The following is a 15,015-nucleotide window of genomic DNA, read 5'->3' as shown; positions in this document are numbered from 1 at the left end:
TACAATTTATCAATTAACTTCCTGAATTCTGCAAATGGATCTGAAATCACAATATTTGCATACTTTGCTTTCTCTGTTTTCCAGAGATGAAAGATTGAATATCCCTTTGGATATCTTATCTACATAAAGCGGAATCACCTCATTACAAATCCTGATTAATTCTTTGTTTGATTCGATCAGTTCGTTCTCTTCAATATTTCGTTTGTTGGAAATATGAATAATCTTTTCACCAAATTCTCCTTTTTTAAGTTTTAAAGAATAAATAACTGCCTGAGCAGGAATTAATTCTTTATTCAACTGAGCCTGAATCAAAACTCTGGAAGCGTAAAGATAAATTGGCAGTTGAAGAGATATACCCGATTCAAGATCAGGTTTTGTTGGTTTTTTTCCGCTTAATTTATAATCAATTACTTTATACTTTTCATTCTCTTCATCCAGATCAATTCTGTCAATCTTGCCTCTTATTTTAACGTCTTTAACATTCACTTCATATTCGGGCACTGATTTATTAAAGCTTCCAAATGCAATTTCAAAGTATTGAGGGATATAACTACCTTCATTATTGCGCTCAGTTTCTAAAAACCTATAAAGAATGGAGTTTTGTTTGTTACCAGCAATTCCAAATATTTTTTCTCTTTCAAAAAATGCCGGTGTTGATTGAAGATTTAATCTATCAACTTTTTTTCCAGCAACTTCAAAAATAATTTTTTCAGCAATCTTGAATGTTTTGTCGTTACAATTTTTAAGTAAAATATTTTTCTCTTTAATAGTTTTATAAAATTCATATAAGATTGAATGAACCAAACTGCCAAGCTCAAAAGCTTCGATTTCTTCACTTGGTTCTTCGATGGTTTCCAGCAAGAGAATTCTCTTAAGAAAATATTGAAACGGACATTTTGCATATTCTTCTAACTGAGATGCAGAAAATTGTTTTTCTTTTTGTTCGAGCAATTTCTTTTTTTCTTCATCAGTTAATGATTCACCAATAAAACCTGTATATTCACTTTCACCGAACGGATCATCATTTCTTATTCTTTCAATTTCTATGCTTTGTTTAAGTTGTTCAGTATTAATACCTGAATCAGATAAAACATTCTCCTTACCTTTTTTCATCAATGTTGAAGCCTTCATCAGCAGTTCCATTTTACTATAAATCAATGATTCATAGTCAATTGTGCTTTTCTCAATTGGATTAAAAATTCTTGTAAAATCATTTAAAAACGAAGAAGGTGTAAACTCTTTTCGCTCGCTGTTTCTAGCATAACTGAGATAAATTCTTTTCTTAACAGATGATAATGTTTGATAGAAATGATATCTTTCTTCAAGTATATGTTTATACTCATCTTTTCTGTACGAACCAGAAAAGAAAATCTCCGGCTGATATCTTGTGGGAAATTCACCATCAACCATTCCGCCGATAAAAACATTATCAAAGTATAAACCGCGTAACTCGTTTACTGAAGTAACAAGCACTCCGCTTGAATGTCTTTCTTTAATATTGTAACGTGTAAACTGAAGAGCTGTCTTTAATTGTGAAATAAAAAATCCCAGCGGATATTTTGTTAAGTCACCAAGTTCCTGGCTAAGCAAGCTGAATAATTCATCGGATATTTGAAGCAAGGTTGTTACTGCTTTAACATTTTTCTCTACTGAGTCAGGATGATCATTGACTAATCTTTCCGGAATATGTAAATCAAAAACAAGCTGTTTAAAATCTGACCTGAATTCTGAAATGGTTTTTTTATCTCTGAATTTTCCAACAAGCTCATAGATTTTTTCAATATCACTTTTAGCCTTAGTATAAAGACCGGCAGGTAATAAGTTATTCTCATCATCTTCATCAGATAATTTTAATTCTTCCAATGCTCTGTCAATCAGATCAATCCAGTTATTATAGCCGGAAATGATCTTTAAGTTTGATGAAACTCTAAGCAGATTTGAAAGATCTATCTCGTTATTTTTTATCCATCTTCCGGTTAATGCACGAAAAATATTTTTGTAATAAAAATTATTCTCAGATATTTCAAGCAGATTTATAATAGAAATGACAGGTTGGGATTCACTCAACGGAAATCTGTCTGTCAGATTAAAAGGAATACCATACCGGGTAAAAATATCTCTTATAAGATTTGAATGATCAGAAATTAGATTAAATGCTACTGCAATTGAGCCAACATCGGCTTTGTGATCAAGTATTAACGATTTAATCTCTTTTGCTATAAGTGTAATCTCATCTTCAGGAGTCTGTCCGGTTATTTTTATAACTTCAACTTCGGACTTCCTGGTTTGACTTTTATCTGCAAGGGTAAATAGTTTTTCTCTTAATACTTGTCTGAAAAATGTAAAACCAGCCTGTGAAGTATCTTTTATTTCGGAAAAGCCTTTTACAGAAAAATTTCTATAACATTCATCAAGATGCGAAAACAATGATGGATTATAATTATAATAATCAAACAACACGTATAGCTTCAGATCGTTAAGATTTGTTGTGTTGTTGATTATTTCAATCTCTGGAATTGTAAACTCATCAAATCCATTTACAATTACGAGATTAACTTCCGGGAAAAAAGTTCTGAATCTTTCTTCAAATTTATTTAAATCAAATTTTAGCAGTTCCGAATAAACATCTCCATCTTCATACACATTAAGGTTAACACATAATTGAAGATATTTATTGTACACATTTGCAATGTCAACTGCTTTCAGTTTTTCTGATCCTGAAAGTTTATGAGATTCTTCTATAAGCTGTTCTGGTTTTATACCATTAAGTTTATACTTATTAATAACATTTTTAATTCTATCAAGTGTACCACTTGGAATACCATCAATATAACTTGAAAAATATTTCAGATCAGTTTCAGCAAAAGCCCTGTTTAGCAGTACAGCTCCGGAAGCTTCACCAAGTACTTTATTTCTTTTAAGATCATTTTCAAAAAATAATTTTGCTGTATAAGTAGAAAGTGTATAGAGATGCATTAAAGAAACAGCTTTATTTGGTGAGGCTGTTATAAGTTCACGTTTTAGATATCGTATCTTACGGTTAGTCGGAACAATTATTAAAACCTGATTTAGTTTTTGCTGCTGAATATATTCATCAATCAACAAGTCAGGATCAATACCATCAGTTTTAGTTTTACTTAAAATCACTTTTTGTTTTTAATTTAAAATTCAGAACTAAACACAATTCTTATTTATTTATCTTAAAGACTAATAAACAGAATTTTATCTGCATTTATCTGTAATAAAAGATAAAATGATATATAAATACATTGATATTGTCTAATCAATAATTATTTTAATATAAGAAAAATAAGAATATTATTAAGCGAATGAAAAGAATCGGGATACTTTTTACTTTTATATTATTGATGTTTGCACAACAAAATAGTTTTGCACAACACATCGGTGAATTAGCTCCGCCTAAGCTGCCTGAAGTTTTCCCATTAAATGCATGGGGAGTGGATATAATGATTGGTGATGCTGGTTTTGGACTTGGAACTTTCTTTCGTAAGCAGCTTGATTTAAAATGGACTGCCTTTGTTGATATTTCTTTTGCAGAGACAAAAGATGATCGGGAGTTTGAATACATTGATTTTTGGGGAAATGTTCATACTATTGGAAAAAAGAACAGAGTTTTTCAGGCACCAATAAATGTTGGCGTTCATTACAGAGTTTTTGAAAATACTATTGCTGATAATTTGCGTCCTTATTTAAGTGCTGGTGTTGGTCCGACAATTATTGTTACCACACCTTATAAAGAAGAGTTTTTTAATTCATTCGGAAAAGCTCAGGCAAAGTACGCTCTCGGTGGATACTTCGGTTTGGGCGCAAACTTTGGACTTGATAAATCCAGTTTGATTGGTATTAATATCAGATATTACTACTCAAAAATTTTGAATGGCGGAGTCGAAAGTCTTGAAGGTAGAATGAAAACAGAAATCCAGGGATTTTTTATTACTCTAAATCTTGGGCTGATGTATTAACGCGTTTACTTCCATTTAATTGTACATCCGATTGAAAAGGTTTCAGGAACAGATACCTCTTTTTCATAAAGTACCTCTGATATTGCATCACGCAAATAATGATTCTGAACTTTGTCCGGTTCCTGCCAATTATCATCAATCTTTCCTTCGTATTTTAATCTCCTTTCGGTATTAAAAAGAAAGATCTGCGGAGTATGTGATGCACCGAATGCTTTAGCAATTTCCTGAGTTTCATCTCTTAGATAAGGGAAGTTAAAATGTTTTTCATCAGCCCGCTTTTTCATCTCATCAAATGAGTCTTCAGGATATTTATAATCATCATTTGAATTGATTGCAACAATCTGAACCCCTTTATCTTTGAATTCATTTTGTAGATCTATCATTCGTCCTTCATAAGCCTGCACATAAGGGCAATGATTACAGCTAAACACAACAACCAAAATATTTTTATCAGCAAAGTCCTCAGATGAATAAATTTTTCCATCTGTACCGGTTAAATTGAACTGCGGTAAAAAAGAATTTATTTTCAATTTGTTATCAGGCATTGTAAATTTTCCTTCAGATATAAATTCATTTAGTTGACTGGTCAAAAATATTAAAAATGAAAACATTCCTCATAATATTATTAATAACAATAACAGAAATAGTTATGCCGCAAAATTATGATTTCGAAAATTATCTGTATCAGTCTTACGAACGATACAAAGAAAAATCTCTTGTTCACAGAAGGTTCAAACATGCTGATATTGTACCGCTGATAAATAAACTAAAAAATAAAAGCGGATTTAAGGTTAAAATTGTAGGAAAATCTGCTGAAGGAAGAAGTCTGAATCTCATTACCATCGGTAAAGGAAAAATAAAAGTTTTTATGTGGTCTCAAATGCATGGTGATGAGCCTACAGCAACTGCAGCATTGTTTGATATCTTTAATTTTATTAATGATTCTGCAAACAAAGATTTTTGTAATTCATTATTTGAAAAAGTTACGCTTTATTTCTTGCCGATGGTAAATCCAGATGGAGCAGAAAGATTCAGACGCAGGAATTTTTATGATATTGATTTGAATCGTGATGCAATCAGGCAGCAAAGTCCTGAAGCAATTGTGCTAAAAAGCGTTTTCGATAGCCTAAAAGCAGATTTTGGTTTTAACTTACACGATCAGGGACACAGATACTCAGTCGGAAACAGTTTCAAAACAGCATCAATCAGTTTTCTGGCACCTGCATATAATCATCAAAAAGAATTTAACAGCGTTAGGAATAACGCTGTAAAACTTATTGGAAATATGTACAATGTTCTTTCACAATTTATTCCCGGTCATATTGCCAAGTATGATGATGAACATGAACCACGAGCATTCGGAGATAATTTTCAGAAATGGGGTACTAGTACAATTCTTATTGAATCCGGCGGCTGGAAAGATGATCCCGAAAAACAGTTTATCAGAAAATTAAATTTTATAGCTCTGCTTTCTGCGTTTAAATCTATTGCTGAAGAAAGTTATGTTAACACAAGCCCAGGAATCTATGATTCAATTCCGTTTAATGGTGAATATATATTTGATATGCTTTTAAGAAACCTTACGATGTATATCGGGAAGGAAAAAATTAAAGTTGATATCGCTGTTAATCGTGATGAATTTGAGATGTTGAAAAAAAATAAAATTTTCTACCGCTCTCAGGTTGCTGATCTTGGAGATCTTTCTGTTTTTTATGCTTATGAGGATCATGATTTTAATGGATATTCGATCGAACGAGCAAAAGTATATGATAAAAAAGTGTATTCATTAAAGGAATTAAAAAAGCTTGACTGCAATGAGTTTTACTCAAAAGGATATTCTACAGTTCTTGTGAACAAGCTGCCCGATGAAAAGTTTTCTGAATCCTTATTAAACATTGCATTAAAAAACAAAATTGATACTACAATCAATATTGGTGAAATTGCAAATTTCGTAATCAAAAAGGATGATAAAATTGAATACATAGTAATAAATGGTTTTTTATATAAAATTGATGATGATAGAAAACCCGAAGGTAATGGTCTTATTATAAAATGAATCTTTGATTAGTGAACTTATATTTTTATAATTACAAAAAATAATCAGAAGCAATTGGTAAATTATGCTCGCTTTTCCGTTTACAAAAATAACCTCCGAAGAGAAAAAACTTAATGAAGAATTTCAACGCAAAGCTATTCCGCATATAGATGAATTATATGATTTTGCATGTAGAATAACAGGAAACAGCAGCTATGGTAGTGATTTGCTTATCGAAACGTTCAGGAGGGCATATTGGTTTTGGGAAAAACTTGATGAAAGAATCGGCTGCAAAGCATGGTTATTCAGAATTATGCGAAATACTTATACAAGTATTTACTGGAAGAAAACAAAAAAATCCGATGAGGTTAATTATGAAGAAATTGAAAAATTATATGAAAGTATCAAGCCATCACTTACTCAAGATTATATCCTGAAAGTAGAAAATTATAACCTTCGGAAGGATGAACTTTCGAAAATAATTTCATCCTTACCTTATGATTTCAGAATTGTAATCATTTTAAAAGATATTCTCGGACAAAATTACGATGAAATTGCTGATTTTGTTGATGTACCTGTTGGAACTGTCAGATCGAGATTATATCGTGCAAGAAAAATATTTTTTGTTAAATTAAAAAAATATTCTGCAGAAAAAGACAATCTGAAAAATCCTGGAGCTACAATATGACTGAAATAAAAAAAGATCATATTGCAGCTTTTGTTGATGGAGAAATAAAAGATGAGCTTATCGAAGAAGTAGAAAAGAAAATTGAAGCTGAAAGTGATTTTGCAATTGAGTATAAAGTTCAGCTATTGGTTAAAAGTTTGGTAAAAGAAAATGTAATTAAATATGAAGCTCCAACAAATGTCCGTAAAAGAATCTTAAAACACACCAATTCAGGATTAAATGTTTATAAGTCAGCTAATAAATCCCGTTCATATATATTTGAAAAACCTGCCTTTGTATTTGCTACTGCGTTAGTTATTGTTTTCGCAATTGCGCTGATAGTTATGAATAGAGCTGACTTTGTTGAAAAAAAGGATTTTGATATTGAGCAGGTTGGAGAGAATAATCTGCTCGTTCAGGCGCAGAATAATTTTAATCTGATTCTTCAGGGAAAGTTGGATCTTCAGATAAACACTTCAGACTTTAAAGAAGTTTTAAAATTCTTTCATGATAAAGCAGTTAATTACAATGCTATTGTTCCTGAAATTCCAAAGTGGATATTATCAGGAGCTTTTATATCTGAAGAACACGGAAAAAATTTTGCTAATCTTGTTTACACAGGAGAGAATAATGAACTGGTATATATATATCAGATAGATGAGTCTTATCTATATGATAACCATATTATCACACTTAATGATGATTTCATAAAATATCTTGATGAGGGGAATTGCTATATAAAAGTATCAGATAATCGTGTTTCAGTTTTAACAAAAATAGAATCAAATATTTGTGCGGTTGTTTCAAACAGTAGCTCTGATACAATTAAAAAATTTTTTTGCAGCCAATAAACAAATGAGGTTCACTATATGTTTAAGATCAAAAATATTTTACTCCCAACTGATTTCAGCAAAACATCATTAACTGCGTCAGAGTATGCAATTAATCTTACAAAGCAATATGGAGCAAAACTGCATGTACTGCATGTGCTAGAAAAAATCCCTCCAATTCTTGCAATAAGGTCTTTAGATCTCTCAAGAGATAAAATTATAAAGTCAATTAATGCCGATGCACAAGCACATCTTGATGAATGTATCAAGAAAATTAAAAAACATGGAGAATTTGAAATAATATCAGTTATTCGCAAAGGCATCGATTATGAAGAAATTATCAAATACTCACAGGAAAAAAAGATTGATATAATTGTTATCGCTACGCATGGAAGGACCGGAATTTTACATACTTTGCTGGGAAGTGTTGCAGAAAAAGTGATTAGATACTCAAAAATACCGGTTTTAGTCACTACTCCGCCTTCAAAAACTTAATGTGTCAAAATTCTTGCATTATCAGGTAGATTTTGATAATTTTGATACTCGCATAATTGATTAGTAGGTGTATTATGGCAAAAATTAAAAATGTAGAGGCTTTCTGCAGTATATGTGGTACTGTTCGAAAGATGGAATTGACGGGTGAAGTTGCCGGTGAAGATAATAAGCGCTGGGCAAAATGTAAAAAATGTAAACAAACTATGGTTATTGATATGACCGAAGATGTTGTTGTACAAAAGATTTCACTCGATGGGATTGAAAATGAAGATTGTGTTACCTATTCACCGAAAAACAGTTACGAAATCGGACAAACAATTTTTCATGAAAACTGGAATGACTTTGGTAAAGTAGTATCCAAAGAAGTTCTTTCAAACGGACAAAAATCGATTTCTGTGGAGTTTCAGAAATCTGGTAATAAAAAATTAGTTGAATCATATAATAAACCACAAACAGACCAGGAAGAACAAAGCGAGGTGATATAATTGGTCGGTATTCAAATAGGCGATAACGAATCCATTGATAAAGCTCTTAGACGTTTTAAGAAAAAATATGAACGCTCTGGTGTGCTTAAAGAATATAAGAAGAGAACATTTTTTGTTAAACCTTCTATTAAGAAAAGAATGGAAAGAATAAAAGCTCAGAGGCGTGCTCAGCGTCCCGAAAATCAGATGATCTAATTTTAGTTTAAAGTCTCACAATATGTGAGACTTTTTTTTTCTGTTTAATTCACTCTATTAAAAAATCATTTCTCAGCCTTAATTACAACAAAACCGCCTTCCCCGTATCCAGATTTATAATGTTGAATGCTTTTTATTTCTGATAACTCTCCAAATATTGTTTGAACAAAATGAATATTTATAAATCCGGTTTCCTCCAATAGTAATCTTATTTCATCAGCAGTGTAGAAAGTTGCTTGATTATAAAACTTATCCGAGTTTTTAAAACTCTCATAAGTTTTACCAAGCGGACTGCCTTTATCAATAAAGCCAATAATAAAGTAACCCCCGGACTTTACAACTCTTTTCACTTCAAAAAATGCTTTTCTAACATCATCAATAAAACAGATTGTAGTTACCATTAAAATAAAATCATAACTGTCATTATCTAAAGGCAGGTTCTCAGCTATACCATTATAAACCTTCAAACCCTTTTTCAATGAGAATTCTCTCATACTTTCTGAAGGTTCTACCCCTTCTCTTATACCTAACGGAATTGCAAATCTTCCTGTTCCAATACCAATTTCAATACCTTTTCTATCTTTTGGAATAAAATGATTTACGGCATTCAGTTCAGATTCAAAAATAAATTTAAATTTATTAAACCACTCTTCATATTCACCAACATAATTCTCAAAAGGTTTAGTCCTTGCCATTTTCTACCAATAATTACAATGTAAATATCTTTATCCTATATGGATTCTTGGTTCAATTACTGCTGGTTCTTTTTCCTTTAAGAAATTTCTTTCAAGATGTTCTTTTACAATTTTGAATGCTGTATCTATATCGTTGCAAAAGTGAAATAGTTTAAGATCAGCTTCACTTATTAAACCATTTTCAATCAATGCGTTAAAGTTTACAACACTTTTCCAGTACTTTTCATCATAAATTACCACAGCTAATTTTTTTCTGATCTTTTCAGTTTGAACTAAAGTTAAAATTTCAAACAGTTCATCAAATGTTCCAAATCCACCGGGAAAAACTATAAAAGCTTTTGAAAGATATGCGAACCAGAATTTTCTCATAAAGAAGTAGTGAAATTCAAAACTTAATTCTTTAGTAACATAGCGATTAACAAATTGTTCAAACGGAATGCTGATATTTAATCCAACCGAATAGCCGCCGGCTTTTTTAGCACCTTTATTTGCAGCCTCCATAATTCCAGGTCCGCCACCAGTACAAACAATAAATCTGTTTGCGCTTGTTTCAAGATTCATAGACCATTGAGTTAATCTTTTTGACAACTCAACTGCATCTTCATAATAGCGCGACATTTCCAGACCTTGTTGTGCTTTTCGTAATTCTTTTGCAAAATTAGGTGTTGATTTAGGATTAGCATTTTTAATCTTATTAAAGTCTGTCAGTGCTTCTTTTTTTGATTTTAATCTGGCTGAACCAAAAAACACTATAGTATCCATTATTTTATGTTTCTTAAATCTTGCCTGAGGCTCAAGATATTCTGCAATCAATCTTATTGTTCTGCCATCTGAAGAAGACATGAAATCACTGTTCTGATATGCCTTTACCGACTTTGATATTTTTGCCATCAATTACCTTCTTTATTAATAATGATTTTGCTGAGATATAAAATCCAGAAATCTTTATCTTTATATTTGTAAAGAAAACATGGATTTTGCTTTTAAATTAACGTGCAAATATAATTTTTTTTAGTAAGATATGAAGAGAAAAATACTATTCTTTTTGCTGTTGACTAATCTGCTCTATTGTATTTCTAAAGAAGAAGCGGTTGACAGAATCAACAAAATACTCGCTTCACTCCCTGCAAATACTATAAGCGGCATTATCGTTTATAATCCGCTAAGTCAGGACACTATTTTTTCTGTTAACGAAAAAAAACAGATGACACCCGCCTCATTAACAAAACTATTTACAACTGCCGTAGCTCTTACAATAATGGGAGAAGAACATCAGTTATCAACCAAACTCCTTACCGATGATACAAATATTTCTGATAAAGTAATCAATGGAAATCTTTATATAAAAGGGTATGGAAATTCTACATTCAGCGATTTTGATCTGCAGGAAATGGTTAATGAATTGAGCAGTAAAGGAATTAATAAGATAACCGGAAATATAATTGGTGATGATACCTATCTGGATAATATTTATACCCGTGAAGACTGGATTGAAGGTGAGGGTTCAAACATAAAACTTCCTCCTATATCTGCATTAGTATTGGATAGAAACAAAACAGTTACCCGAAAAAAGATGAGGAGAAGATTCAGGTATGTTACTGAAATGGCAAAAGATCCTGCGTTATTTGCAGCTAACCGGCTTTTTACAAAATTAAAAGAAAATAGTATTGAAGTTGGCGGAAATCCTCAGAAAGGTAAAACTCCTGATAAATCAATTCTTATCTCTCAAAAGTCAATCTTTCTTAATGAATTAATCGCATTGATAAATAAACACAGCGATAACTTTTTGGCTGAGTGTTTATTTAAAACTCTGGGAGCTGAAGCGACCGGAGAACAAGGTAATTCTTTCTATTCTCAGCAATCAATACAAAAGTTTGTTAAAGATAACAATATATATTTTAACGGGACAGAAATCGTTGATGGCTCCGGAATATCACGCTCTGATAAAGTAACTCCTTTATCAGTTAACGGTGTGCTGGAAAAAATGTACTTTGATCTCAATCATTTCGATGCATTTTATAATTCACTTAGCATTGCTGGTGTAGATGGAACACTTAGAGGGCGAATGACTGGGACATTTGCAGAAAATAATTTTCGAGGTAAAACTGGTACACTAAACGGTGTTTCAGGGCTTGCAGGATATTTTACTGCTCCAGATGGTGAAGATTATATAGTTACAATTATGTTTGAGTTTACAAAAGGCGGTTGGGGATATTACAGAGACATTCAAGATCAAATTGTAGATGTTCTCTCGGAACTTAATATTAACAGCTCCGATCAATAACCGGAGCTGATAAAAAATGATTATTAGTTTGTAGGTGGTAAATTTTGTGGCGGAAGAGTAGGCTGTGTAGGAACATTCTGTCTTCCACTTTCCTGAATAATACTCCTTTGTTCGGCTGTAGTTTGTCCGGGTAAAAAGAATAAATTTACTAACAATGCAATAACAGCTAAAGCACCTGCTAACCACCATGTAGCCTTACTTAAGAAATCTGCTGTTCTGCGCGTACCAAACATAGTACCCATTCCTCCGGCACCGCCAAATGTTCCGGCTAATCCACCACCTTTACTTGATTGAAGTAAAACAATAACAATCAGAAGAATGGCGGCAATTGTTGCTATCAACACTAACAAAGTATACATAAATATATCTCCTTAATATTGTAGCGGGGGAGGGATTCGAACCCCCGACACGTGGATTATGATTCCACTGCTCTAACCTACTGAGCTACCCCGCCAAATTTGAGCCGTAAATATAATTCTTTGAGCCTAAATTTCAAATTTTTTGGGTTATTGCTGATGCTTCAATGTTTCCCATAATACATCAAGCAGTTGATTAAGCCCCTGCCCTGTTACTGATGAGAAAATAAAAGTTGGAGTTTTGATTTTCTTAAATTTTATCTTGTTTAGTTTATGTATTTCTTTCTCTGGAATAAGATCTGATTTTGAGAATGAAACAATTATTTGTTTTTCAACTAATTTTTTGCTGTACTTTTTTAATTCATTATATAATGTATTAAAATCTTTCAGATAATCTTCTGATGTAATATCAATCAGAAAAAGTAATATTTTCGTTCTTTCGATATGTCGTAAAAATTTTAATCCTAAGCCTTTTCCTTGATGGGCACCTTCAATTATTCCGGGAATATCAGCAACAATAAAACTCTGAAAATCTTTGTAACTAACAATGCCAAGATTTGGCTCTAAAGTAGTAAATGGATAATCTGCAATTTTGGGCTTAGCTGCAGAAATTTTTGAAATCAATGTTGATTTACCTGCATTTGGAAATCCAACTAATCCAACATCTGCGATAAGTTTTAACTCAAGTACTAATTTGGCATAAGTACCGGGTTTACCATTTGTTGCAAAACGGGGTGTTCTGCGGGTAGGAGTAGCAAAGTTACTGTTTCCTTTACCACCAATACCACCACTAAATAAAACTTTTCGAACACCATTTTCTGATAAGTCTAAAATAATTTCATCAGTTTCAGCATCTTTAACAATTGTTCCTGTTGGAACTTTTATTATTACATCTTTTCCATTCCTGCCATCTTTAAGTGAGTTACCACCTGGTTGTCCATTGCCGGCAAAGAATTTTTTTTTGTATTTGAAATCTAAAAGAGTAGAAAGATTAGAGTGGGCTTCAAAAATAACACTGCCGCCTCGTCCACCATTTCCGCCTAAAGGACCGCCTTTGGGTACATACTTTTCTCTTCTAAAAGTAACTGCGCCATCCCCGCCTTTACCAGAACTAACTTCAATTTGAGCAAAATCAATAAACATTAAATATCAACATTAAAAAACTTTGCTACAGCACCCTTTAACATCGCCGCCTCTTTGCTATGGGGTTTAATTCTTGCATATTTAAAAACATTATCAAGTATTCTGCTTGCTTCATCGTAATTGCTGCATTCACTCATTTTCTCAACAGTATTAGCAAAATCTTCGCTGTCAGAATTAAAAAGATTTTTTATGATCTTATCTATTTCTTTCTTTGATAAATAACTGAAAATATCTTCAGATTTGCTTTTTAGTTTTGATTTATAAGCAGTATCTGATTGTTCTTCTTTTTCTTCGGATATAGCAGGAGCTAGATCTTTTTCAAAATCAATTTTATCAATAGCTATACCCTCATCCTGATTTTCTTTAATTTCCAATTCATGTTCAAGGTTTAGTTCAGTTGTTTCTATATCAATTTCAGTTTCATTACCAGATTCAAGATCTTTCTTTAATTTATCATTATCATCATCTATGGAAATTTCAAGTTCATTATCATAAAAGTTCAGCAGATCTTCCTGTTCTTTATCATCTAGAATTATTATTTCTTCATTATTAACTTTATCAATCTCTTCAGTAAGATTAAATAACATTTCTTCCTCTGTAATAGATTCTTCCTTAACAGGTTCCATTAATTCAATCTTCTCAAGATCGTTATTTATTGCTTCACTTTTATCTTCAAAAACAGTTTCTTTATACTCTTCATTTAATACAACAACCTGATCCAGAGTCTTTTCATCTTTAATTCCATCATCTGGAATCATATTCGGTATTTGAGTTTCATTTATTTCGTCTTGTTTTTCATCCTCAGCAACAACAAATTGAGATTCATCTGTACTTTGAGTTATTTCGACATCTAATTTTTCATCAATAAGATCAGAACTTTCTGTTGTTTCTACATTCTGAATATCAGTTTCTTTAATGCTTTCGTCATCATCCATAAACTCATCTGGTGTAAATTCATTTTCTAAAGGATTTTCAAAATGTTTATCATCTGATAATTTTTCTTCTTTTTCTGTTTCTTCAACAAATATAGAATCAATATTCAAGGTTGAATAGAGAACTTTCCTAACCTCATCTATGTCAGCTTTCTTTTTACCGGTATTTGCATAACCTCTTTTCAATTTAAATATGAGCTCAGTAAGATTTTTTTCTTTTAAGAAGTGTTCAACTGATTCAATTGCAACAGAAGACTTGTTTAATCCGCCAATACTGAAATAATCAGCAATTGCATAAAGTGCGTTATCTACAAGTTTACTTTGATGTAACATAAAAAGTTCACGGTCAATTTTATTGACTATCAGTTCAAACTCAGTTACTGAAACATTTAAGATCTTTTTCTTGGATAAATATGCAAGAAAGACATTGTTCAGATATTCGTAGTAATAAGTATAATTAAACATCAGTTGGATTTCATTGACAGAGACTGATTTGTTATTGCCAAAAATCAATTTGGATAACGACCATTTTGGACGAGCAACATAATTAGCATTAAACGATACAGCTTGCAGTATTATGTTTTTAATATCTTCATAAGAAATTTTCTTGGTTTTCTTTATCTCTGTTCCAATCAGATTAAAATAATTTGAGATTTCTTTTCCGGAATAATCAAATAAGGAATTCTCAATCAGTTTTTTACGATCCTCATAAATTAGATAATCAACTTCTCCTTCCACATACTTTTTAATAGAAGGGTGAATATCAGTTGCAAGTATCTTATCAACAGTAATAAAAGAACCAAGTTCCTTTACTTTATTCAGGGTAAAATCACTTATGAATTTTATTTCATTTTCAAACATTTTTTTATCTTTCAGTTTGATTGGTTGGTAAAAATATAAAAAAATCCTGAATAT

Annotated in this window: 15 protein-coding genes and 1 tRNA gene; 8 read left to right on the top strand and 8 right to left on the bottom strand. The window is 31.6% G+C overall.

Annotated elements, in window-relative coordinates; genetic code table 11:
- Positions 1–9: 9 nt before the first annotated feature.
- A complete protein-coding gene (locus tag ROY99_07020; protein ID MDT3696130.1) occupies positions 10–3,147 on the bottom strand; it encodes a PD-(D/E)XK nuclease family protein in 3,138 nt (1,045 codons plus the stop codon).
- Positions 3,148–3,329: 182 nt separating this feature from the next.
- Between ROY99_07020 and ROY99_07015 the strand changes: the two genes are divergently transcribed.
- A complete protein-coding gene (locus ROY99_07015) occupies positions 3,330–3,983 on the top strand; it encodes a hypothetical protein (GenBank protein ID MDT3696129.1) in 654 nt (217 codons plus the stop codon).
- 5 nt (positions 3,984–3,988) lie between these two features.
- Here the strand turns inward: ROY99_07015 and ROY99_07010 are convergent, their stop codons facing one another.
- On the bottom strand, positions 3,989–4,528 hold the full coding sequence (locus ROY99_07010) for a thioredoxin family protein (GenBank protein ID MDT3696128.1): 540 nt from the start codon (positions 4,526–4,528) through the stop codon (positions 3,989–3,991).
- 56 nt (positions 4,529–4,584) lie between these two features.
- Between ROY99_07010 and ROY99_07005 the strand changes: the two genes are divergently transcribed.
- The 6 genes from ROY99_07005 (at position 4,585) to rpsU (ending at position 8,690) form a co-directional block, all read left to right on the top strand.
- Positions 4,585–6,039, top strand: coding sequence for a M14 family zinc carboxypeptidase (locus tag ROY99_07005; GenBank protein MDT3696127.1), 1,455 nt, complete (start codon positions 4,585–4,587; stop codon positions 6,037–6,039).
- A gap of 64 nt (positions 6,040–6,103) precedes the next feature.
- Entirely contained in the window at positions 6,104–6,706 is a 603-nt protein-coding gene (locus ROY99_07000; GenBank protein MDT3696126.1) for a sigma-70 family RNA polymerase sigma factor, read from the top strand.
- Positions 6,703–7,536, top strand: coding sequence for a hypothetical protein (locus tag ROY99_06995; GenBank protein ID MDT3696125.1), 834 nt, complete (start codon positions 6,703–6,705; stop codon positions 7,534–7,536). The genes ROY99_07000 and ROY99_06995 overlap by 4 nt, the downstream gene beginning before the upstream one ends.
- 18 nt (positions 7,537–7,554) lie before the next feature.
- Positions 7,555–8,010 (top strand): universal stress protein, encoded by a 456-nt coding sequence (locus ROY99_06990; protein MDT3696124.1) that lies wholly within the window; start codon positions 7,555–7,557, stop codon positions 8,008–8,010.
- A 74-nt stretch (positions 8,011–8,084) separates the two neighbouring features.
- Positions 8,085–8,495 (top strand): hypothetical protein, encoded by a 411-nt coding sequence (locus tag ROY99_06985; protein MDT3696123.1) that lies wholly within the window; start codon positions 8,085–8,087, stop codon positions 8,493–8,495.
- Positions 8,496–8,690, top strand: coding sequence for a 30S ribosomal protein S21 (gene rpsU / locus ROY99_06980; GenBank protein MDT3696122.1), 195 nt, complete (start codon positions 8,496–8,498; stop codon positions 8,688–8,690).
- 65 nt (positions 8,691–8,755) lie between these two features.
- Here the strand turns inward: rpsU and ROY99_06975 are convergent, their stop codons facing one another.
- Entirely contained in the window at positions 8,756–9,385 is a 630-nt protein-coding gene (locus tag ROY99_06975; GenBank protein MDT3696121.1) for a class I SAM-dependent methyltransferase, read from the bottom strand.
- A 30-nt stretch (positions 9,386–9,415) separates the two neighbouring features.
- Complete coding sequence (locus ROY99_06970) at positions 9,416–10,276, bottom strand: TIGR00730 family Rossman fold protein (GenBank protein ID MDT3696120.1); 861 nt, start codon at positions 10,274–10,276, stop codon at positions 9,416–9,418.
- Between the two features lie 130 nt (positions 10,277–10,406).
- On the opposite strand from ROY99_06970, the gene dacB reads away from it, so the two are divergent.
- Positions 10,407–11,669, top strand: a complete 1,263-nt coding sequence (gene dacB, locus ROY99_06965; GenBank protein ID MDT3696119.1) for a D-alanyl-D-alanine carboxypeptidase/D-alanyl-D-alanine-endopeptidase — start codon at positions 10,407–10,409, stop codon at positions 11,667–11,669.
- A 23-nt stretch (positions 11,670–11,692) separates the two neighbouring features.
- Here the strand turns inward: dacB and secG are convergent, their stop codons facing one another.
- From secG to ROY99_06945, 4 genes are all read right to left on the bottom strand, one after another.
- Entirely contained in the window at positions 11,693–12,028 is a 336-nt protein-coding gene (gene secG / locus ROY99_06960; GenBank protein MDT3696118.1) for a preprotein translocase subunit SecG, read from the bottom strand.
- A gap of 21 nt (positions 12,029–12,049) precedes the next feature.
- Positions 12,050–12,123 (bottom strand) — tRNA-Met (locus ROY99_06955).
- A gap of 52 nt (positions 12,124–12,175) precedes the next feature.
- Positions 12,176–13,168, bottom strand: coding sequence for a GTPase ObgE (gene obgE, locus ROY99_06950; protein MDT3696117.1), 993 nt, complete (start codon positions 13,166–13,168; stop codon positions 12,176–12,178).
- Entirely contained in the window at positions 13,168–14,961 is a 1,794-nt protein-coding gene (locus tag ROY99_06945; protein MDT3696116.1) for a hypothetical protein, read from the bottom strand. The genes obgE and ROY99_06945 overlap by 1 nt, the downstream gene beginning before the upstream one ends.
- Positions 14,962–15,015: the final 54 nt, after the last annotated feature.

The organism is Ignavibacterium sp. (assembly GCA_032027145.1).
In the GTDB taxonomy this organism is placed as follows: Bacteria; Bacteroidota; Ignavibacteria; order Ignavibacteriales; family Ignavibacteriaceae; genus IGN3.
Note: the sequence above shows the minus strand (reverse complement) of the source record. Positions and strands in the feature narration are given on the sequence as shown.

Bases quoted from the DNA above. Each gene is read 5' to 3' on its own strand.
- ROY99_07015 (MDT3696129.1), top strand. From the start codon at position 3,330: ATGAAAAGAATCGGGATACTTTTTACTTTTATATTATTGATGTTTGCA.
- ROY99_07010 (MDT3696128.1), bottom strand. From the start codon at position 4,528: ATGCCTGATAACAAATTGAAAATAAATTCTTTTTTACCGCAGTTCAAT.
- ROY99_07005 (MDT3696127.1), top strand. From the start codon at position 4,585: ATGAAAACATTCCTCATAATATTATTAATAACAATAACAGAAATAGTT.
- ROY99_07000 (MDT3696126.1), top strand. From the start codon at position 6,104: ATGCTCGCTTTTCCGTTTACAAAAATAACCTCCGAAGAGAAAAAACTT.
- ROY99_06995 (MDT3696125.1), top strand. From the start codon at position 6,703: ATGACTGAAATAAAAAAAGATCATATTGCAGCTTTTGTTGATGGAGAA.
- ROY99_06990 (MDT3696124.1), top strand. From the start codon at position 7,555: ATGTTTAAGATCAAAAATATTTTACTCCCAACTGATTTCAGCAAAACA.
- ROY99_06985 (MDT3696123.1), top strand. From the start codon at position 8,085: ATGGCAAAAATTAAAAATGTAGAGGCTTTCTGCAGTATATGTGGTACT.
- ROY99_06975 (MDT3696121.1), bottom strand. From the start codon at position 9,385: ATGGCAAGGACTAAACCTTTTGAGAATTATGTTGGTGAATATGAAGAG.
- ROY99_06970 (MDT3696120.1), bottom strand. From the start codon at position 10,276: ATGGCAAAAATATCAAAGTCGGTAAAGGCATATCAGAACAGTGATTTC.
- dacB (MDT3696119.1), top strand. From the start codon at position 10,407: ATGAAGAGAAAAATACTATTCTTTTTGCTGTTGACTAATCTGCTCTAT.
- secG (MDT3696118.1), bottom strand. From the start codon at position 12,028: ATGTATACTTTGTTAGTGTTGATAGCAACAATTGCCGCCATTCTTCTG.
- obgE (MDT3696117.1), bottom strand. From the start codon at position 13,168: ATGTTTATTGATTTTGCTCAAATTGAAGTTAGTTCTGGTAAAGGCGGG.
- ROY99_06945 (MDT3696116.1), bottom strand. From the start codon at position 14,961: ATGTTTGAAAATGAAATAAAATTCATAAGTGATTTTACCCTGAATAAA.